This window comes from Herminiimonas sp., assembly GCF_030645555.1.
Taxonomy (GTDB): Bacteria; Pseudomonadota; Gammaproteobacteria; order Burkholderiales; family Burkholderiaceae_D; genus Oxalicibacterium.
The window spans coordinates 1-19,067 of the sequence record NZ_JAUSME010000348.1 but is presented as its reverse complement, the minus strand read 5'-3'; the positions used below and the strand labels follow the sequence as shown (position 1 = coordinate 19,067).

23 protein-coding genes are annotated in these 19,067 nt (G+C 56.8%); 4 read left to right on the top strand and 19 right to left on the bottom strand.

Annotation, left to right across the window (positions count from 1 at the left end; genetic code table 11):
* Window positions 1-330: 330 nt before the first annotated feature.
* Window positions 331-1,041 (top strand): hypothetical protein, encoded by a 711-nt coding sequence (locus Q7T06_RS13085; RefSeq protein ID WP_304785240.1) that lies wholly within the window; start codon window positions 331-333, stop codon window positions 1,039-1,041.
* Window positions 1,042-1,065: 24 nt separating this feature from the next.
* Here the strand turns inward: Q7T06_RS13085 and Q7T06_RS13080 are convergent, their stop codons facing one another.
* The 6 genes from Q7T06_RS13080 to Q7T06_RS13055 form a co-directional block, all read right to left on the bottom strand.
* Window positions 1,066-1,296 carry a VF530 family DNA-binding protein gene (locus Q7T06_RS13080; protein WP_370652393.1) on the bottom strand — a complete coding sequence of 77 codons (231 nt, stop codon included), beginning with the start codon at window positions 1,294-1,296 and terminating at the stop codon, window positions 1,066-1,068.
* A 7-nt stretch (window positions 1,297-1,303) separates the two neighbouring features.
* On the bottom strand, window positions 1,304-1,630 hold the full coding sequence (locus tag Q7T06_RS13075; RefSeq protein WP_370652392.1) for a DUF2288 domain-containing protein: 327 nt from the start codon (window positions 1,628-1,630) through the stop codon (window positions 1,304-1,306).
* A gap of 57 nt (window positions 1,631-1,687) precedes the next feature.
* Window positions 1,688-1,894, bottom strand: coding sequence for a SlyX family protein (locus Q7T06_RS13070; RefSeq protein ID WP_304785239.1), 207 nt, complete (start codon window positions 1,892-1,894; stop codon window positions 1,688-1,690).
* Between the two features lie 35 nt (window positions 1,895-1,929).
* Entirely contained in the window at window positions 1,930-3,987 is a 2,058-nt protein-coding gene (locus Q7T06_RS13065; protein ID WP_304785238.1) for a UvrD-helicase domain-containing protein, read from the bottom strand.
* Window positions 3,988-4,084: 97 nt separating this feature from the next.
* Window positions 4,085-5,446, bottom strand: a complete 1,362-nt coding sequence (locus Q7T06_RS13060) for a TrkH family potassium uptake protein (RefSeq protein WP_304785237.1) — start codon at window positions 5,444-5,446, stop codon at window positions 4,085-4,087.
* On the bottom strand, window positions 5,443-6,093 hold the full coding sequence (locus tag Q7T06_RS13055; RefSeq protein ID WP_304785236.1) for a TrkA family potassium uptake protein: 651 nt from the start codon (window positions 6,091-6,093) through the stop codon (window positions 5,443-5,445). The genes Q7T06_RS13060 and Q7T06_RS13055 overlap by 4 nt, the downstream gene beginning before the upstream one ends.
* A gap of 164 nt (window positions 6,094-6,257) precedes the next feature.
* Here Q7T06_RS13055 and Q7T06_RS13050 point away from each other — a divergent pair, with 164 nt between their 5' ends.
* Window positions 6,258-6,731 carry an SRPBCC family protein gene (locus Q7T06_RS13050; protein ID WP_304785235.1) on the top strand — a complete coding sequence of 158 codons (474 nt, stop codon included), beginning with the start codon at window positions 6,258-6,260 and terminating at the stop codon, window positions 6,729-6,731.
* Between the two features lie 82 nt (window positions 6,732-6,813).
* On the opposite strand, the gene Q7T06_RS13045 is transcribed toward Q7T06_RS13050, so the two are convergent.
* Entirely contained in the window at window positions 6,814-7,209 is a 396-nt protein-coding gene (locus tag Q7T06_RS13045; RefSeq protein ID WP_304785234.1) for a BON domain-containing protein, read from the bottom strand.
* A 278-nt stretch (window positions 7,210-7,487) separates the two neighbouring features.
* Here Q7T06_RS13045 and Q7T06_RS13040 point away from each other — a divergent pair, with 278 nt between their 5' ends.
* Entirely contained in the window at window positions 7,488-8,009 is a 522-nt protein-coding gene (locus tag Q7T06_RS13040) for a hypothetical protein (protein WP_304785233.1), read from the top strand.
* A gap of 16 nt (window positions 8,010-8,025) precedes the next feature.
* Here Q7T06_RS13040 and Q7T06_RS13035 read toward each other — a convergent pair whose 3' ends face one another.
* The 12 genes from Q7T06_RS13035 to Q7T06_RS12980 all read right to left on the bottom strand — a co-directional run bounded on the left by Q7T06_RS13035 (window position 8,026) and on the right by Q7T06_RS12980 (window position 18,286).
* Window positions 8,026-8,640, bottom strand: a complete 615-nt coding sequence (locus Q7T06_RS13035; protein WP_304785232.1) for a MarC family protein — start codon at window positions 8,638-8,640, stop codon at window positions 8,026-8,028.
* Between the two features lie 43 nt (window positions 8,641-8,683).
* Window positions 8,684-9,604: an ectoine hydroxylase gene (gene thpD, locus Q7T06_RS13030; RefSeq protein WP_304785231.1), complete on the bottom strand. Its 921-nt coding sequence runs from the start codon at window positions 9,602-9,604 to the stop codon at window positions 8,684-8,686.
* A 6-nt stretch (window positions 9,605-9,610) separates the two neighbouring features.
* On the bottom strand, window positions 9,611-10,036 hold the full coding sequence (locus Q7T06_RS13025; RefSeq protein ID WP_304785230.1) for an ectoine synthase: 426 nt from the start codon (window positions 10,034-10,036) through the stop codon (window positions 9,611-9,613).
* Window positions 10,033-11,328: a diaminobutyrate--2-oxoglutarate transaminase gene (gene ectB, locus Q7T06_RS13020; protein ID WP_304785241.1), complete on the bottom strand. Its 1,296-nt coding sequence runs from the start codon at window positions 11,326-11,328 to the stop codon at window positions 10,033-10,035. The genes Q7T06_RS13025 and ectB overlap by 4 nt, the downstream gene beginning before the upstream one ends.
* 48 nt (window positions 11,329-11,376) lie before the next feature.
* Window positions 11,377-11,913, bottom strand: a complete 537-nt coding sequence (gene ectA, locus Q7T06_RS13015; protein ID WP_304785229.1) for a diaminobutyrate acetyltransferase — start codon at window positions 11,911-11,913, stop codon at window positions 11,377-11,379.
* Between the two features lie 108 nt (window positions 11,914-12,021).
* A complete protein-coding gene (locus Q7T06_RS13010) occupies window positions 12,022-12,492 on the bottom strand; it encodes a MarR family winged helix-turn-helix transcriptional regulator (protein WP_304785228.1) in 471 nt (156 codons plus the stop codon).
* Between the two features lie 170 nt (window positions 12,493-12,662).
* Window positions 12,663-13,115, bottom strand: coding sequence for a GNAT family N-acetyltransferase (locus tag Q7T06_RS13005; RefSeq protein WP_304785227.1), 453 nt, complete (start codon window positions 13,113-13,115; stop codon window positions 12,663-12,665).
* Window positions 13,112-13,363, bottom strand: a complete 252-nt coding sequence (locus Q7T06_RS13000) for a DUF2164 domain-containing protein (protein ID WP_304785226.1) — start codon at window positions 13,361-13,363, stop codon at window positions 13,112-13,114. The genes Q7T06_RS13005 and Q7T06_RS13000 overlap by 4 nt, the downstream gene beginning before the upstream one ends.
* 36 nt (window positions 13,364-13,399) lie before the next feature.
* Window positions 13,400-15,451 carry a primosomal protein N' gene (locus tag Q7T06_RS12995; protein ID WP_304785225.1) on the bottom strand — a complete coding sequence of 684 codons (2,052 nt, stop codon included), beginning with the start codon at window positions 15,449-15,451 and terminating at the stop codon, window positions 13,400-13,402.
* A gap of 939 nt (window positions 15,452-16,390) precedes the next feature.
* On the bottom strand, window positions 16,391-16,618 hold the full coding sequence (locus tag Q7T06_RS12990) for a hypothetical protein (protein ID WP_304785224.1): 228 nt from the start codon (window positions 16,616-16,618) through the stop codon (window positions 16,391-16,393).
* Window positions 16,590-17,672, bottom strand: a complete 1,083-nt coding sequence (gene hemE, locus Q7T06_RS12985; protein WP_304785223.1) for a uroporphyrinogen decarboxylase — start codon at window positions 17,670-17,672, stop codon at window positions 16,590-16,592. Before hemE ends, Q7T06_RS12990 begins: the two co-directional genes overlap by 29 nt.
* 104 nt (window positions 17,673-17,776) lie before the next feature.
* A complete protein-coding gene (locus tag Q7T06_RS12980; RefSeq protein ID WP_304785222.1) occupies window positions 17,777-18,286 on the bottom strand; it encodes a hypothetical protein in 510 nt (169 codons plus the stop codon).
* A 134-nt stretch (window positions 18,287-18,420) separates the two neighbouring features.
* Between Q7T06_RS12980 and glpD the strand changes: the two genes are divergently transcribed.
* On the top strand, window positions 18,421-19,067 hold a 647-nt coding region (glpD, locus tag Q7T06_RS12975; protein WP_304785221.1), incomplete at its 3' end, for a glycerol-3-phosphate dehydrogenase.

Below are 19,067 nucleotides of genomic sequence, written 5' to 3'. Positions count from 1 at the left end.
CAGCAATGCGTCCTGCGTCGCCACATTCTCGTCGACCTTGCGGCTCTTGAATGCCGGCAAGGCGGCATCTATGATGCTGCCTACATGCGGCAATATGGCCTTGACGGCAGGTAACAACCATGAATACATGATGATTCCTCGTTAGGGTAATGCTGCGTATGGATCGCGCCTGTGCGCTCGACTGCCTGCTGGCATTTAATCAGGGGCTATGATGCACGATAATTTCAGTGCCAGACATGGATTTCCATTTCGTTGCAGTCGGGTTTTAAGTTATATTGCAACGACTCTTGCTGCCACGCTATTCGGGCAGACAAACCACATCAATTTGAAATGACGACACCGCTTATGCTCGACCCAAATGCCTTACTCAAGCCGCTGGATGGCTACATCGTAGAAGACCTGACCAGCGCCGACATCGTCGCCACCGGCGCCATTGCCTCATCTATCCTGGGCGACCTTGCCGCACCGGTATTGAAGATGCTGTCCGTCGTCGGCGACTCTGCTGACGATATCGCGCTTGAATTTTTCCCTGACCCGGATGATGAAAGCACGCCCGGCACACTGATCTTCTGGCCGACCACGCGCACCAGCGTCAAAAGCACCTATGACGATGCGCACCAGGCCGAATACTCATTGCGCCTGGCCGTCTTCCTGTCGGAAAGAGATGACTTCGACGCCATCTATCCGGCCGGCTTCAGCATGGTATTGAAGCTCAATGAAAGCGCATGCGCACTGGTCAACAATTTGCCGCCAGCCGTGTTTGAACGCCTCGAATTCCAGATGAAGGGCAGCCCCCTGCCGAGCGGATTCGAATTCCTCGACGACAGCGAACACATACCGGTCGTGCCCAATATGCGCCGCCAGTTCCTGAAGGCGATCTCGCGCGCACATTCGGTGACGGCAAAAAAACGCAGCAAGGAATTTGAAGCAGTGATGGTGCATTACATCTGGGACAACACCGAACCAGAAAGCCATTTCGCTACCGTACTGTCGACACTGGCGACCCTGTTCGTCGCGATCCACCATCAATCGAAGCTGTAAGCCATCCTGCAGACATGTCCGGTATCAGCTACCGGACATGCTCACAAACAATTCTTCCACCCGACTTCTGGCCCACGGCGTCTTGCGCAAGAAGGTCAGACTCGATTTGATGCTCGGATCGATATTGAAGCACTTGATATCGATACGCCGGCCCAGTTCTTCCCAGCCATAACGATCCACCAGAGCCAGCAGGATTTTTTCCAGGCTCAGTCCGTGCAAGGGATCACTGTTCTTGTGCTGTAGATCGCTCATCATGGTCGCCTCAGGCCAACTTGTTTTCCTGCACCAGCACCCATGGCCGCGCCACGACTGCCCACAGCAAGGTGTCGGCTTCCAGCCATCCGCTCGCCTGCTGATCCGTCGCCTTCACAAGCTTGCCCGCATTCAGCCATTGCTCAACCGTGGTTTTGTCGTCGATAGCAAAGCGTGCTGCAACATCGACCAGATCAAGATCGCTGCCGACGACGATCACCAGGCCGCCGGCAAAATAGCGCAGCAATTCAGACCATGCAATTTGCGAAGTCTCCAGATTGAGTTTGGCGTGCAAGAGCTTTTGCTCCTGATTTGCCTGGGCTTGAGTAGTCATCATCAATTCAGTCGGTAAAAATGCGGGGGTTCGATGGAGCTGCGGAAAGACGCTGGTCGATCAGTAGTGTGGCGGCGGCTCATGCGCAGCGCCCTGTTCGTTGCCGCCACTGGCGATTTCCTTCAGGCGCCCGGTCAACGCAACGCACCATGCTTCCAGTTCATCGAGCTTCTTTTGCTGTTGATACACCATCTGATTCAGCGCATCGACCAGGTCTTCCTGGCGCGTCAGCTTGATTTCGATATCGACTATGCGTTCTTCATTCATCATTGATTCACAATTCTTGTATGTGCGTCAGCAGCTCACGCGGCTTTCGGTTTTTGCAGCAAGGCTTTCAGGTTCGCCAGCCGGTTTTGCGGCGTGATGATTTCATCCTCGGTCGGCACGGCATCGCCTTCATCGAGTTTCATTTCCTTGATAAAGCGCGAGATATCGCAATGCACATGTTCGCGCGCACGCTTGCGCTTCTTGCACCAGCTCACATGCAGCGAGCGTTGCGCGCGCGTGATGCCGACGTACATCAGGCGGCGCTCTTCTTCTATGCGCGCAGCCAGCGTATCGACAGGCGCATCCGGATCGCCCTTGTGCGGCAGTATGCCTTCTTCGACGCCGACCAGGAATACGTGCGGGAATTCCAGTCCTTTCGATGCGTGCAGCGTCGACATGCGCACCGCATCCGGGTCTTCATCCTTGCCTTCGAGCATGGTCATCAGCGCGACCATCTGCGTCAGGTCCAGCAAGCTTTTTTCAGGGTCCGTGCCATCCTTGCCGCCGCCGCCCTTTTCCTTCAGCCAGGTCGTGAAGTCGAGCACATTTTGCCACTTGGACTGCGCCTGCCTGTCGTCGAAATTGTCGTACAGATAGGCTTCGTAATTGATTTCCTTCATCATGTCATCGAGCAGCGTGCCGGCTTCGGTCTCGCGATGTGCGTGCCGCTCAAGATTGTTGATGAAGGTGCAGAATTCGCGCAGCGGCGTCAACTGGCGCTCGGCCAGTTTCGATTCCAGCCCGCCCTTGAACACCGCTTCAAACAATGAACATTGCCATTGGCCCGCGAAAGCGCCCAGCGCTTCCAGCGTGGCCTGGCCGACGCCGCGCTTGGGCGTCGTCACCGCACGGATGAAGGCAGGGTCGTCATCCTGATTCGCAACCAGGCGCAGATAACTGATGATGTCCTTGATCTCGGCTTTATCAAAGAAACTCTGACCGCCGGAAATCGTGTACGGAATTCTTTCCTTGCGCAAGGCTTGCTCGATCACGCGCGACTGGTGATTGCCGCGATACAGGATCGCATAATCGGAAAACTTTGCACGCCGCTCGAAGCGGTGCGCCGACAGCATGATCGCGACCTGTTCGGCTTCCTGATCGTCGTCCTGCATGCCCATCACCTTGACCGGATCGCCGAGGCCGTGGTCGGACCATAGCGATTTTTCAAACAGCTTGGGATTGTTCGCGATCACCGAGTTGGCGGCCTGCAGGATGCGCGTGCTGGAACGATAATTCTGTTCCAGCTTGACGACTTTCAGGTCGGGGAAATCGACCTGCAGCTGCTTCAGGTTTTCTATCGTCGCACCGCGCCAAGCATAGATCGCCTGGTCGTCGTCGCCCACCGCGGTAAACATCGGCTTCTTGCCGATGCCGGTGACCAGCAACTTGACCAGTTCATACTGGCAGGTATTCGTATCCTGGTATTCATCGACCAGCAGGTAGCGCAGGCGGCGCTGCCATTTGTCGCGCACCGCTTCATTGCTGCGGAACAGTTCAACTGGCAGGCGGATCAAATCATCGAAGTCGACCGCCTGATAAGCCGACAGCGTGGCGACGTAGCTGCGGTAGATGCGCGCGGCTTGCGCCTCGTCTTCATCCCTGGCCAGACTCAGGGCTTGATCTGGATCGACCAGGCCGTTTTTCCACAGTGACATCGCGGTTTGTATGCGGCGTATCAGCTGCTTGTCGGTCGTCACCGCCAGATCCTGCACCAGCGAAAAACAGTCGTCGCTATCCATGATGGAGAAGCGATCCTTCAAGCCCAGTTCCTTGGCTTCCTGGCGCAGGATTTTCACGCCCAGCGAATGGAAGGTGCTGACCGTCAACTGCTTGGCTTGCTTCGGCTCTTTCAACAGTTTGGCGATGCGCTCCTGCATCTCCAGCGCCGCCTTGTTGGTAAAGGTCAGCGCCGCGACATGTTTGGCTTCATAGCCGCAATCCTCGATCAAATGCGCGATTTTCTGCGTGATGACGCGCGTCTTGCCCGAACCCGCGCCAGCCAGCACCAGACATGGGCCATCCATGTACTTGATGGCTTCGCGCTGGGGCGCGTTCAAGCCGTGGTGTGACGCTGGGTTTGCGGAAGAGGACATCGAAAAAGCCGGAGGAATAAAGCCAGCCATTGTATCAGCGCAGGCCCGGCCGCCGGCAGCAAATCCCGGCACCGGCATGGCTTGCCATCTAGCCAACTTAGCCTATATTGACGCGCCCGGCCGGGTACGCAATCGATGCGCCGCGCGGATTGGCCAGCGTGAATGCCAGCGTCAGAGGGCCGACGCGACCGATCAGCATCAAGACCATGATCGTGCACTGGCCGGCTATTGATAGCGTCGGCGTCACGCCGCGCGACAAACCCGTGGTGGAGGCAGCCGAAATAACTTCAAAGGCCAGATCGAGAAAATTGCCATCCTCGGTCAGCATCAGCACAAAAGTGCCGGCCAGCACGCACAGCAGCGCAATCATCGCAATGGCCAGCGCCCGCAGGGTCATGCCCATATCTATGCTGCGGCCGAACAGGGACGGGTTGGGATGCTGGCGCAAAAATGCCCGCGTCGCCACCAGCAGGATGATGAAGGTCGTCAACTTGATGCCGCCGCCAGTCGAGCCGCTGCCGGCGCCTATGAACATCAGCATCATGATGAAAAATGCGCTGACCGGCTTCAGGCTGGCGGTATCCATCGTACTGAAACCCGACGAGCGCGGCGCCACCGCCTGGAACCAGCTCGCCCACAATTTGCTGCCCCAGCCATGCAGCGCGCCCAGCGTATCCGGGTTGCCATATTCGAGCAACAGCAAGACCAGCATCGCCAGCAGATTGATGACGACGGTACCGACCAGCATCAGCTTGGTGTGCAGCGTCAAGTCCTGGAAGCGGCGCTTGGCGCGCAGGTCGGCGATCACGGCAAAGCCTATGCCGCCGGCAATGAACAGGAAGGAAATCACCAGATTAATCAGCGGATTGCCGACATAGCCAGCCAGGCTGTTGGCAGCGAGCCCGAATCCGGCATTGTTGAAGGCCGATACGGCGTGGAAAAAACTGTAAAACAAGCCGCGCCGCCAACCCATTTCCGGCACCCATTGCGTAGCCAGCAACAAGGTGCCCAGCATTTCCGTCAGCACGATGAAGCCGAACAAAACGCGCAACAGATTCTGCATGTCTATGCGGCCGCTTTGATTGAATGAATCCTGCATCGCCGCACGATGGCGCAGGGTCAGGCGGCCGCTGCTCAAATGGATGATCAATACGCCAAACGTCAGCAAGCCTATGCCGCCCAGCTGGATCAGACCGAGCAAGACCCATTGCCCGAACAGCGTGAAATGGCTACCGACATCCAGCACGGTCAAGCCGGTGATGGTGGAGGCGGAAACCGCCATGAACAAGGCTTGCATCCATGAGGTCGGCGCATGGCTGGCGATCGGCAGTTTCAATAGCAGCGCGCCTGCCAGCGACAGCGCGATGAAAGACAGGATCAGCGCCTGCGGCGGCGTCAGGCGCAATGCCTGTTTCTGGATCTGTCTGTACAGCCGCGGCGCTTGAAAGCTGCGTCTCATAGATAGGCGGAGAGACTGCGCAAATCAGCGAGCAGTCCGGCCATCACCAGTTGATCGCCGAGGCGGAATACATAGCCATCCGGCGGCGGCGCGAGGATTTCGCGCTGGTGCTTGATCAGCAACAGTTGCACGCCGTGTTCAGCCAGCTTCAAGTCTGCCACGGTTTTCTCGGCAATTTTTTCAGATGCGCGCACTTCCACCGTGAAGATGTCATGGCCGAGGCCGATGTAATCGAGCACTTCCGGATACATCAAGGTGTGCGCCAGGCGCAAACCCATTTCATGCTCGGGATGGACGATATGATCGGCGCCCAGCTTTTGCAATATCCGGTGGTGGTTGTGATTGAGCGCCTTGGCCCAGACCTTGGGCTTGGGCATGTTCTTGATCGTAAGCGTCACCAGGATATTGGCTTCCAGGTCCTCGCCGATCGCCACGACTACCGCATCGCTTTCATGCACGCCGAGGTCGCGCAGCGTATCTTCGTCGCGCGCATCGGCCACCACCGCCTGCGTGATGTCATCGGCGATCGCATTGACGTGCGCCGGATCGAGATCGATGCCGAGCACATCATTGCCCAGCCGGGCCAGTTCGCGCGCCACGGTAGAGCCGAATGCCCCCAAGCCAATTACGGTAAATGTACGTTTCATGTGCGTGTATCTTGGCGTCGGGCAGACGCCCCCTGGTGAATAGGAATATCGGCCATTAGACCATAAGTGCAGGTGAGCGCCGCGCCTGGCACAGTACAATATCGCCTGACTCGCCAGCTACACCTTTGCCGCTCCTCCTACTCACACTGAAAATCCTGTCCGCCATGCAATTCGAGCACCTGATAGAAATCAACGACCCGCTCAATCCCTTGATCGATACGCTCACGCGCGAGCAACTCTGGCGCGGACTGGTGCTGCGCGCCGAAACGCCCAAGCTGTTTATCCCCTGGCTGGATGAATGCAATTTGCTGGCGCGCCAAGAGCACCAGCTGTCACGCGCCTTGCGCTACAACGCGCTGTTGATCCACGATCAGGTTACGTTCACGCCGCAGCAAAGCGTGCGCTATGAGGTGCCGGCACAGACGGATATTCCGGCATCGAGCCTGGTCATGACGATAGAAGAGCCGCAAGCCGGCGCACTGTTCGTGCGCTTTGCCTATGACACCGGCACCAGCGACGATGATATGGATGCTTTTTACAATGAATTCCGCCGCTCGGCGTATCAGGAAGCGGATATCGATACGATACGCATCATCCGGGAGCTGGCGGAAGAAGGCCGGCTGGAACGGCCGGTTTGAATCGACAGGCGCAGATCTGCATGTGCGCCGCCATGAAAAAACGCCGGGCATGCCCGGCGTTTTGTTTTGTCATGCGTAAAAATTAATCAGGTACTTTGATCGAATTTTTGACGGATTTGACGCCTGCTGTTTTTTTAGCTGCTTCGCCGGCTACATACACCTGCCAATCGTTCTTGACTGTGCCGGACAGGGTAACAGCGCCATCTGTTGTTGCAGCAGCCGAAACTTTAGTACCTTTCAGTTCCGATTCCTTGGCCAAGGCAGCTTCCACAGCCTTGGTCAGCGCTGGATCAGCGGCAGCAGGTGCTGGCGCAGCAACTGCAGGCTTGGCTGGAGCTGTTTCCATTTCAGTCGTGGCACAACCTGTCAGAGCTGCCGAAATAAGGATCAAGGCAAAAACGTGTTTCATAGTGTGCTCCTCTATATATTTATATTGGTATTTGTTAATTTTTTGTACGGCGATTTTACGGAAAGCCAAAATTGCTTCCGAGTTTAGTATAGCCACAGCACTTGCTTAAAAGGGAACTTTTAACGCTCTTTTTTTTGCCGAAATTGACCTTGATCAGTCTCTATCGCGGCTTATGTCGCTTGTCAGCAACATGCTCTTCCTGACGATTGGAGAATCGTCAGTCAGCCCTCGCAAATCAAGCCCGCATGCCGTCGCAATGGGCGCCGTTGTCTCGTCGTTTTTGAACTCGCAGCCCTTTTTCATGGTCAAGCACTCATGACTTGCTAAATTTCCTCAAAGGGGCTGCCATGACTACCATTATCGCCGGACGTTTTTCGCAACAGGATGAAGTACAACAGGCGCTTGCCGCGTTGCAACAACTCGACGGCCAGGCGGGGCAGATCAGTTCGTTTTACGTCAACCCGGCCGGTCAGCATGACCTGTATCCGATAGGCGGCGACCGCGATGAGTCGCCAGGTTCGCAAGACAGCGACAAAGGCATGGCGGTCGGATTGGGCGCAGGCGGCGTAATCGGCGGTGCGGCCGGCATGGCGGCGGGCCCGCTCGGAGCAATTACAGGTGCACTGGTGGGCGCGCATGTGGGCTCACTGGTCGGCTCCCTATCGCAGACAGACGAGGCCGAAAACAGCCCGCCGCAGAGAAAATCCGGCATGCTGGTCGCCGTAAGCATCTTTGGCGCGGATCAGGAAAGGCATGCGATCGATACCTTGCGTGCCGCCGGCGCGACCTGCATAGAACGTGCACAAGGCCAGATCATCAATGGTGACTGGGTCGATTTCGATCCATTGTCTACACCGCATTTCGTATAAGCAGACAGGGTCGACATCAATCGATAAAGCCGGTACTTGCCAGGCCGGTCACTATCATGTCGATTGCAATCGTGCCTATCAGCAAGGCAGACATGCGGCCCACCAGATCGATGTAGCGATCGGTAATCGCCGCATGCCTTTCCTTCAGTTTGTCGTGCGCGATTTTCATTGCTACCAGGATGGCCACCGTCAAAATCAGGGTGCCGACTATCACAGTCGCGGCACCCGCCAGTGACAAGCGCGTACCGATGACCACCGCAGCACTCACGGTGCCGGGCCCTATCATGATAGGCATCGCAATACTGCCGGCCATCGCCGCCGGATTGTCACGCAGGCTTTCAATCGCATGCGCGCCTGAAAACACGTAACGCAAACCTATCAACAAAAAGACGATCCCGCCGAATATCTGGAAGGAAGCAAAACGCACCTGCAGGTAGTCGCGGAAAAATGCTTCGCCACCCCATGCAAAAAGTGTAAACACCGCCGCACTGATCAGGCTGCCGCGTATCAACACGCGCGCAAATACCGGCGTAGGCAAACCCCTGATCAGGTCGAGCAGATAGATGCTCATCAGGAAAGGATTGAACAAGGCGAAAAACAAGGCAAAAGAACGCAGGTAGGCTTCTTCCATTCAGTCCTTTACATGGGCACACCAGTCCAGACCGGCAACCGGATTAATCGAGCGCCAGAGGTAGCGGTGATAATGCAGCTATCCCTTCACGCGCAGCGATGAACTCCGGCCGCGGCGTCAAGCCGCCCCTGGGCGCATCGAGTTGATTGACGATGCTGTTATAGACAAAGAACACATTGCTGCGCGGGTAAGGCGTGATGTTGCCGTTGGAGCCATGCATCGTGTTGCAATCGAAGAAAACCACCGATCCAGCCCGGCCTGCACATGCGGTGATGCCGCCCGTGTCGGCCAGTTGGCGCAGCAGGATTTGCTCCGGCACGCCGACATCCTGCCGCTTCAGCGAAGTTTTGTAATTCTCATCCGGTGTCTCGCCCGTGCATGAGACGTAATGATGATGTGAGCCCGGAATCAGCAGCAGCGGGCCGTTGCTGACACTGTTGTCGGTCAGCAGGATGGAACAACTCAATGCACGCATTGCCGGCATGCCGTCTTCGCTATGCCAGGTTTCAAAATCCGAGTGCCAGTAAAACTCCTTGCCGGTAAAGCCCGGTTTGTAATTGATGCGCGATTGATGGATATAGACTTCGCTGCCGAGTATCTCGCGCGCCACGTTCAAGACGCGCGGATCGCGCACCAGATTGGCAAATACATCGTTGAGGCGATGTACATTGAATATCGAGCGCACTTCACCGCTACCGGGTTCCGCAATGACTTCCTTGCGGCCGGCGTTGCTGAATACTGCACGCATCGTTTGCATCGCGTCGAACAAATAGGCGACTTCTTGCGCATTGAACAGTGCCGGCATCAGCAAAAAACCGTTTTCCTGATAGGCGGCACGCTGTGCATCATCAAGCTGCACCGCCGGCGTTGCCTCATGCGCGTAGACCACAGGATCCTGACGTGCCAGTATCCCGGCGCTGTGTTGTGTGCGGGTTGGATAAACGTCTTGCGATGGCATCATCATCCCTCCTCAACTTTCCTGCATGGTCTGGTCCGCTTCGACACGCGTGATTTCTGCCGCCGCTGCATAGGCGCCGTTTTCATCGTGCATCTCATTGCCGGTCAGCGGCGGGTTGAAAGTGCAGATCAGGTGCAAATCGGTTTCCGCACGCAGCCAATGTTCATCGTGCTTGTTCAGCGCATACAGGGTGCCCGCTTCTATGCGGAAGGTTACGCCGGAAGGAATCAGCTCCACCGAGCCGATGCCATCGATGCAATACACACCCTCCAGATGATGCTGATAGCGGATATGCGTTTGCGTGCCGGCATAGATGACGGTGTGATGCATGGAAAAACCCATGCCGTCTTCCTGCAACAGCAGGCGGCGACTGGCCCAGTTCTGCGCCTTCACATCGCGGCTGGTGCCGAGTATGTCTTTCAGTCTGCGTACGATCATGCCGTCACCTCTTTAGCCGATTCGACATGGGCGGCGGCTTTTTCGCTGACCGCCTCTGCAACTGCGTGTTCCAGAATATCGAGGCCCGCCAACAGCGTTTCCGGCTCGATCGTCAACGGCATCAAGAGCTTGACGACTTCATCCTCGCCGCCGGATGTTTCTATGATCAAGCCGTTCTGGAAAGCGATGGCCGTGATGCGATCCGCCAGCGCAGGATCAGCACAGGCAAAGCCCTGCATCATGCCGCGTCCGCGGCGCGTCAGCTTTGCTTGCGGATAGCTGAGCGCCAGTTTGTCGAGGAAGTTTTCGATTATCTGCGCCTTCTTCTGGATAGCCGCCTGGAACTTGTTGTCGCGCCAGTAGTGTTCCAGCGCCGCAGTGGCAGTAACGAAAGCCATGTTATTGCCGCGGAAGGTGCCGTTATGCTGGCCCGGCTTCCAGACATCGAACTCCGGCTTCATCAGCAGCAATGCCATAGGCAGGCCGAAACCGGATAGCGATTTCGACAGCGTGACGATATCGGGCTTGATGCCGGCCGGCTCGAAGCTGAAGAAAGTCCCGGTGCGGCCGCAACCGGCCTGGATGTCATCGACGATCAATATGATTTCGTGACGCTTGCATAACTGCTCCAGCTTCTTCAGCCAGTTCAATCCGGCCACGTTCAAACCGCCCTCGCCCTGCACGCATTCGACGATGATGGCAGCCGGCAGATCGACGCCGCTGCTCGGATCGGCAATCAGCTTGTCGAGCATCGCAATCGTGTCGATATTGATGCCGAAGTAACCCGAGTAAGGCGCGTGATGCACGTCTGACAGTGCAACGCCGGCGGCGTCGCGGAATTTCCGGTTGCCGGTCAGGGCCAGCGCACCCAGCGAGACGCCATGAAACCCGTTGGTAAATGAAATCACCATCTGGCGGCCGGTAGCATTGCGTGCCAGCTTGATGGCCGCTTCCACCGCATTGGTGCCGGTTGGACCGGTGAACTGCATTTTGTAATTCAATGCACGCGGTTTGAGCACACACGATTCAAACGTTTGCAAAAAGGCCTTCTTCGCACTGGTCGCCATGTCCAGGCCATGCACGATGCCGTCTTCCGCCAGATAATCGATGATCGCTTTTTTCATCATCGGATTGTTGTGACCGTAATTCAGCGTGCCTGCGCCGGCCAGAAAATCGATATAGGTATTTCCGCCTTCATCTGTCAGCACGGCATTCTGCGCCTTGGAAAATATGGTCGGGAACGAACGGATATAGCCGCGAACTTCTGATTCGAGTCGATTGAAAATACGCATCATGTTTCTCCTTATGGATGAGTGATGGAAGGGTCCGGGACGGCGCAATCAAACTGCACACAAGCCGGGACCGATTTGATACAGCCATTCTTCTTCGTGTTGGCCCTTGCCGAAATCGCTGCTGCCCAAGAAAGGCTTTGCTTCGATGCCGGCGTGATGACGCCGGGCATAACTGTTGAATAATTTCCGGGAGCCGAGATTGCTCGGGCTGATGGTGGTTTCGATGCGGCGGAAGCCGTGGCTGAGCGCGCAACGCGCGGCCAGATGATCCAGCATGCGCGACCCCAGACGCTGGCCCTGCATGGCGGGGGCAACAGCCACCTGCCAGATGAACAGGGTGTCTGGTTGCGCGGGCAGGATATAGGCGGTTATGGCGCCTGCCAGCTCACCGTTGACTTGCGCCACCACGCAGGTAGCGGCGTGGTGTTCGCACAGCAGCAGATAGGCGTAGCGCGAGTTCAGGTCCAGTGGCGGACAACGTGCGATCAGGTCATGCAGATCGGCGCCGTCCTGGCGTTGCGGCAAACGCAGCACGATGTGATCGGCTGCGGCGGACGCGGGAGTTACAGTTGCGCGTGCATTCATGCTTTCTCCTTTTGCGAGAAAAGCGATACCCGCAGCCGGTTTGGCCGCAGTCTCACTCGTCGGTAAAAGGGAAATCAGGTTTGCGCAGGAGCGATAAACGCCCGGGTTCTACGCAGGTTCGGCAGGTATTTTAGCTTCCAGCAATGAGGCAAATTGCTCCAGCGTGACGACCAGGGCCTGGCGATCGGCTTCCGGCAAGGCGCCCAGCGCGCTGCCAAAACCGTTCGGCAATGCCGACGGTGCATTGGCAAGAACCAGTTGGCCCGCCACCGTCACCGCGACAAATACATTGCGTCGATCGCGCGTATCGCGCTCACGTTGCACCAAACCCTTTTCTTCCAGCCGGTCAACGATGCCGACCACGGTACTGGGACTGAGCTGGATCGCCCGGCCTATGGACTTGAGCGTGCTTGGTCCGAGTTCGGCAATTGCAAGAAGCGCCACAAGTTGTGGCGATGTGATGTTGTGTGTGACGGCCAAACGCTTGGAATGGTGCTCTACGCATTGCGCAATGCGACGCACGCTTTGCAAAATACGTATCGAATCATTTACGGCTACAAGTTGGGCTATCTCAGTCATGACCGCGAGTGTAGCGAGATCTTTACATTCTGTCGCGCCACATCACCAACAGCTCACATTTTCCTGTTTTTGATATTCCGCTTGCTTGATTAACAAGCAGCCATCCTACCCGCCATATCGATTGATGTCAAATCATTCGTATAAGAATCGTATTGATGCAAATCATTATTTCAGCGCAGCATCGCTATGTGCGGTATGCCATCTTCCAGGTACACCGCCGATACCGGGCGAAATCCGAAGCCGCTGTAAAAACGTTGCAGATGTTCCTGCGCCGAGATGCGTATCGCGCTGCCGGGATAATGTTGTGCCATGCGGCGCATGCCTTCTGCCATCAACTGTTTGCCCACGCCAGTGCCGCGCACCGCTTGCACGGTGAGTACGCGGCCGAGCACCGCTTCTGCCTGCTGCTCGCCGGGCGCAAAGCAGCGCAGGCAAGCCAGCAATGTGCGCTTGCCGTTTTGTTCTTGCCAGCCCAGCAGGTGATGCGCGCGTTGATCATTGCCATCGATATCGGCATACAGGCATTGCTGCTCCAGCACGAACACGTCCTGGCGCGCCGCCAGCATCGCATACACAGCGGTGCCGTCGAGCTCGCTGAATGCCGCCCACTGCCAGGTGATCATTTCTTGTTCCAGTAACCGAATTCAGCCTCGTAGCAGGCGACATCCAGTTCCGCGACCTTGTCCTGCATCGCCGATTGCGCATCGATGATCGCCTGGTTATAGATGCTGGGACCCAATTCCTTGACGCAAAAGTCGAGCAGCAACCTGGCTTTCAGATCGCCCAGACTTTCATCCATGTTGACGTCGAAGTAGCGCTGTATGGAAGCGATCAGGCGCTCTTCCGTTTCCTTGTTTAATTTGATGGTCATGATGGTGTCTCTATGTAGAGATGCGTTAACGATGCTTCAGATATCGACCGGATCGACTTCGAGCGACCAGCGCACGCGCGACTTCATCTCGCGCAAGGCCGCAATCCAGATTTTCAAGAAGGCTTGCAAGGCCGGGCGCGAGGAACACTCGACCAGCAATTGCGCGCGGTCTACATTCGCCACCCGCGTCATTGTCATCGGTATCGGATCGTTCATCGTGATGCCGGCGTGATCGACGCAGTCTATCGCCTGATGCAGGAAATCCAGCGCAATCTTCAATTCCTTCGCTTCGGCACGCAGCAAGGCCTGGTACATGAAAGGCGGAAAACACGCCTGCTGCCGCTCTTCCAGCAACTCGGTCGCAAAGGTATCGTAATCGTGGGTGCGCACCGCGGCATACAGCGGATGTTGCGGATAGCGCGTCTGTATCAGCACTTCACTCGCGCTGCCGCCCTCCTTTTGCGCGACGCGGCCGGCGCGCCCGGCGACCTGCATCAACTGCGCAAACAGCCGCTCGCTGGCGCGGTAATCGTGCGAGAACAGCGCGGTGTCTGGATTGAGCACGCCGACCAGCGTCAGGTTCTGGAAGTCATGTCCCTTGGCCACCATTTGCGTGCCGATCAGGATATCGACTTCGCCGCGGTGCACGGTATCGAAGGCCGCCTGCGCACTGCCCTTGCGCCGCGTCGAATCGGCATCGATGCGGAGGATGCGCGCTTCCGGGAAAATCGCCTGCAGGTTTTCTTCCACCCGCTGTGTGCCCCGGCCCAGCGGTTGCAGATCGACATTGCCGCAGGTAGGGCATGATTTCGGGATCCGCTGTTCATAGCCGCAATGATGGCAGCGCAAACGGCGATCGAGTTTGTGCAACACGAGGAAGGCGCTGCAGCGCGTGCAATTGCTGATCCAGCCGCAGGAATCGCAGGCGATCACCGGTGCATAACCGCGCCGGTTCAGAAATAATAGTGATTGCTCGCCGCGCTCGATGCGCAACTTCAGCGCGGCGATCAGGGTGGCGCTGATGCCTTCTATCATTTGCTCGCGCGGCGCCTTGCGCTCCAGATCGATCAAGCCGACCCTGGGCAGCACCGCATCCCTGACTGCGCGCTCGCGCAATTCCAGCTTGCGATAGCGGCCGGACTGCGCGTGATGCCAGGTTTCCAGCGAAGGCGTGGCGGAACCCAGCACGATAGGGATACTCAATTGATGCGCGCGCCACACGGCCAGATCGCGCGCCGAATAGCGCAAACCTTCCTGCTGCTTGTAGGAAGGATCATGCTCTTCATCGACGATGATCAGTTTCAGGTGCGGCAGCGACGACAGAATCGCCAGCCGCGTGCCGAGGATGATGCGCGCCTGACCCAGGTGTGCGGCCAGCCAGTGCGTCATCCGCTCGCCTTCGGCCAGGCCGCTATGCAGCGTCGCAATCGCCACGCCGGGAAAACGTGCGCGCACGTTCGCTTCCAGCTGCGGCGTCAGGTTGATCTCCGGCACCAGGATCAGGATTTGTGCCGGATTGTGTTCATCTATGCTGTGCGCGAGGATTTGCGCGGCGGCTTGCAGATAGACTTCCGTCTTGCCGCTGCCGGTGACGCCATACAGCAGCGTAGGCGCAAAACCGGTCGCGCTGGCAATCGCATCGGCGGCGGCTTGTTGCGCCGGATTCAATTGCGGCATCGCGATCGGCGTCGCATCGTGCACGGCATCATCCTTGCCCAGCTTTTTGATGGCCTTGTCCAGCGACGTGGTTTTGAGCGCGCGCAGATTCTTAGGCAAACCCGGAATCGCAACCTCGCCCAAAGGACGCTGGTAATAGTCAGCGGCGAACGCGCACAGCGCCATCCACTCGGCAGACAGCGGCGCCAACTGGCTGCGCACCGCGATGGCTTGCTTCAACTTGTCCAGCGGGACATCGCTGCTTTCATGCACGGCGACGATCAAGCCCACGACTTCGCGCCGCCCGAACGGAACCAGGACCAGCTGGCCGGCTAGCGGACGCGCACTTTCGGCGTCGGCGGCGAGCCAGACATAGTCGAAGCAGAAATCCAGCGGCGTGTCGAGAGCGACTTTGAGGATGCAGTGTTCCACGGAGTTAATGTAATACCTGAGGAAATGATCTAACTACCCGTTTCATAAGCGCTTTTTTATCTATCCACAGCGATTGTGGATAACTTTGTGGATAACAGCCCCTTGACAGCCGGAGAGGCCAGTATTTATGCGGGTTTCAACAGATTGCCTAAAACCAAAGCACAAATAAAAACGTTTTTAATCAATGACTTGCAAATAGTTGAATTTCGTAATTAATAAAACCGTTAAATAAATCATGTTGCTGTGCACAAGCTTATTTTTGTGCATAAGTTTATTTTGATTGCCTGAAAAATGCCTGGTCCCGCCAGTTTTTTCGGTGCGCGACGCACTTTATTGACACACATGACTTTCCAAAAAGAAATGGTTTTCACTCAAGTTCTTATTGCATTTGCACCAAAACTTAATGTTCCACATAAGGAGATGCGCTAACTCCCGGTTTTTAAAAGTCTTTTAAAAATATCCACAATATCTGTGGATAACTTTGTGGACAATTAACTGGCGCTCACTATCAGTAAAGGCTGGAACTCGACCTCCTCGCCAAGCCTATTTTCAACACACAAAATAAAGTGTTTAAAATCAATTGGATAGAGCATCCTCCAGACGGGCAGACAAAATCAGGATAATAAGCATTCTCGTTGCCAGCATGCACGGTTTTGTGAATAAGCCTGGATGTTTTACGCTGGAAATTGTCTGTCAGGAATTCTCCTCCCGCTGGCTTGCACTTCTTTAATGCAACTATTGCTGCGACAAACCCAGGCGTCGATCACGGCAGCGACTTAATGTGAAGTATCAACAAGCACGCTAAGCCCCCGTTTCTAAAGTCTTTTTTATTCTATCCACAAATACTGTGGATAACTTTGTGGATAACCATGAAATATGGCGGCAAACGCCATATTTCATGCGGGTTTCAATAAAATGCCAAAACAAAAAGCAAAATATTTATCTTTTAAAATCAATGGCTTGCAAAAATACTTGGGTGGCCTGCCGCACATAAGAAGTTAAAATGATAATGCGCTCGGCAATAGCCTGTTCTGTGCATAAGATAATACGCCGCGCGCCAAAACTGACCATTTTCATACCACTTTGAGCCATTTTTACTGGCCTGACATGCAAAGCGGTGCGCGCGACGTTTGGGCGCTTATTTATGCAGCGGCCGGCTGAGTTCATGCACCGCATCGACCAGCACCGTCACCGCTTCCGGCGGCGTGAATTGCGAAATGCCATGGCCCAGATTGAAGACATGGCCGGAACCTGCCTCATGCTTGCCGAATGATTCCAGCACCTTGGCGACTTCGGCGCGGATTTGCTCCGGCTGCGCAAACAGGATGGTCGGGTCCAGATTGCCTTGCAGCGCGACGCGATCACCGACCTTGGCGCGCGCGGCGCCCAGGTTGACGGTCCAGTCCAGGCCGACCGCATCGGCGCCTACTTCGGCAATTTCCTTCAGCCACAAGCCGCCGCCCTTGGTAAACACGATGCTAGGGATACGCACGCCGTCTTTTTCCGTCTTCACGTGCTTCATCACTTCGCGCATGTAATGCAGCGAGAATTGCTGGTACGCGCCATCGGCCAGCGCGCCACCCCAGGTATCGAACATCATCACGGCTTGCGCGCCAGCATCGATCTGCGCATTCAGGTAAGCCGCAACGGTGATCGCATTGGTTTGCAAAATATGGTGCATCAGGTCCGGGCGGTTATAGAGCATCGCCTTGACGGTGCGGAAATCGTCGGAACCGCCACCCTCGACCATATAGCAGGCCAAGGTCCACGGGCTGCCGGAAAAGCCGATCAAGGGCACGCGGCCCTTGAGTTCGGTGCGAATCTGCGTTACGGCGTCGAACACATATTGCAGCGAACCCAGTTCCGGCACGCTCAGCGCCATGACCGCTTTTTCATCGCGCAGCGGGCGCTCGAACTTGGGCCCTTCGCCTTCGATGAAATACAGGCCCAGGCCCATCGCATCCGGCACCGTCAGGATGTCGGAAAACAGGATCGCCGCATCGAGGTCGTAGCGGTCCAGCGGCTGCAGCGTGACTTCGGTCGCGTAATCGGGATTCTTGGCCAGCCCGAGGAAGGAGCCGGCGCGCGCGCGGGTGGCGCGATACTCGGGCAAATAGCGGCCCGCCTGGCGCATCAGCCACAGCGGCGTGTATTCGGTCGGCTGGCGCAGCAGTGCGCGCAGGAAGGTGTCGTTCTTGAGTGGGGCGAATTGTGTAGGCATCAGGCTGATCGTGGCGGCATTGAATGAGCCGCTATTATCGCCTAAAGAGAGGCACCCGGACCGTCGATGCCGCCCGGGCGCAAAATCGCGCGGTGATTTGTCCCTTATTCCCGATGGCCTATGTTGAGCAATTTGTCGGCCCGCTCTTCCTCTGCGATGGCGCGTATATAGCTCGCAAAGTCTTCATCTTCGCCGCGCAGCAGTTGCGGCAACAGATAATAGAAATCCTCGCGCCGGCACCATTCGCGCATGTAATCGTCCCACGAATGCCAGCGCCGCAACGGCAGCCCGCGCAAGTCTGGCTCGTACGACACGATGTAGGCGCGCTCGAACAGGGCAATCAGCATTTCGAATATGATCAGCGCGCGCTCGCGCTGTTCGTCGCTCAAGTCCCTGCGCGTCGTCGCGCTGCGCAATTGCAGGTCGGGATTGTCCAGCACGATTTTCAGGAAATCATTATAGGCATTCTGCAATAGCTGATACGCCTCTTCATCCTCGGCATCGCGCTCCTTGCGCTGCTGGTGCAGGAACAGGAAGATCGCAAACGGCAAAGCCAGCGTCGTCACAACGAAACTGGCCAGTTCCCAGGATCCGGGGTCGAGAAAAAAGCTCATGCTTGGGCAGGAAAGAAAAAGATGCCCCAGTGTACCGCGAGCACGCAAGCGATAGCGCGTTGTTGGCACACACAGTCCGCCATCCCCGCATTCCCCGCTTACAATGATTGCAGGCTCATCACGGCAAACCAACCATGCATCAGCAACTCGATTGCGACATCCTCATTGTAGGCGGCGGCATCAACGGCGCCGGCATTGCGCGCGACGCTGCCGGCCGCGGCCTGTCCGTCGTGCTGTGCGAGAAGGACGATCTCGCCTCGCACACCTCATCCGCCTCGACCAAACTGATCCACGGCGGCTTGCGCTACCTCGAACAATACGATTTCAGCCTGGTGCGCAAGGCGCTGATAGAACGCGAAGTGCTGATGCGCAGCGCGCCACACCTGATACGTCCGCTGCGCTTCATCATGCCGCACGACCGGGGCCAGCGCCCCGGCTGGATGATACGCGCCGGCATGTTCATCTATGACCATCTGGCAAAACGCGAACTGCTGCCCGGCTCGCATGGCATCAAGCTGCGCGCACATGTAGCTGGCGCGCCGCTGAAAAATACCTTCGTCAAGGGCTATGCCTATTCCGACGGCTGGGTCGACGACGCGCGCCTGGTCGTGCTGAATGCGCTGGACGCCGCAGAAAAAGGCGCCGCCATCCTGACCCGCACTGCCTGTGTCGCGGTCGAACGACCCGGCGATCACTGGCATGCGACGCTGCGCAAGGCCTACGATGAAACCGTCGAAGTCCGCGCCCGGTCTTTGATCAACGCTACCGGTCCGTGGGCCGC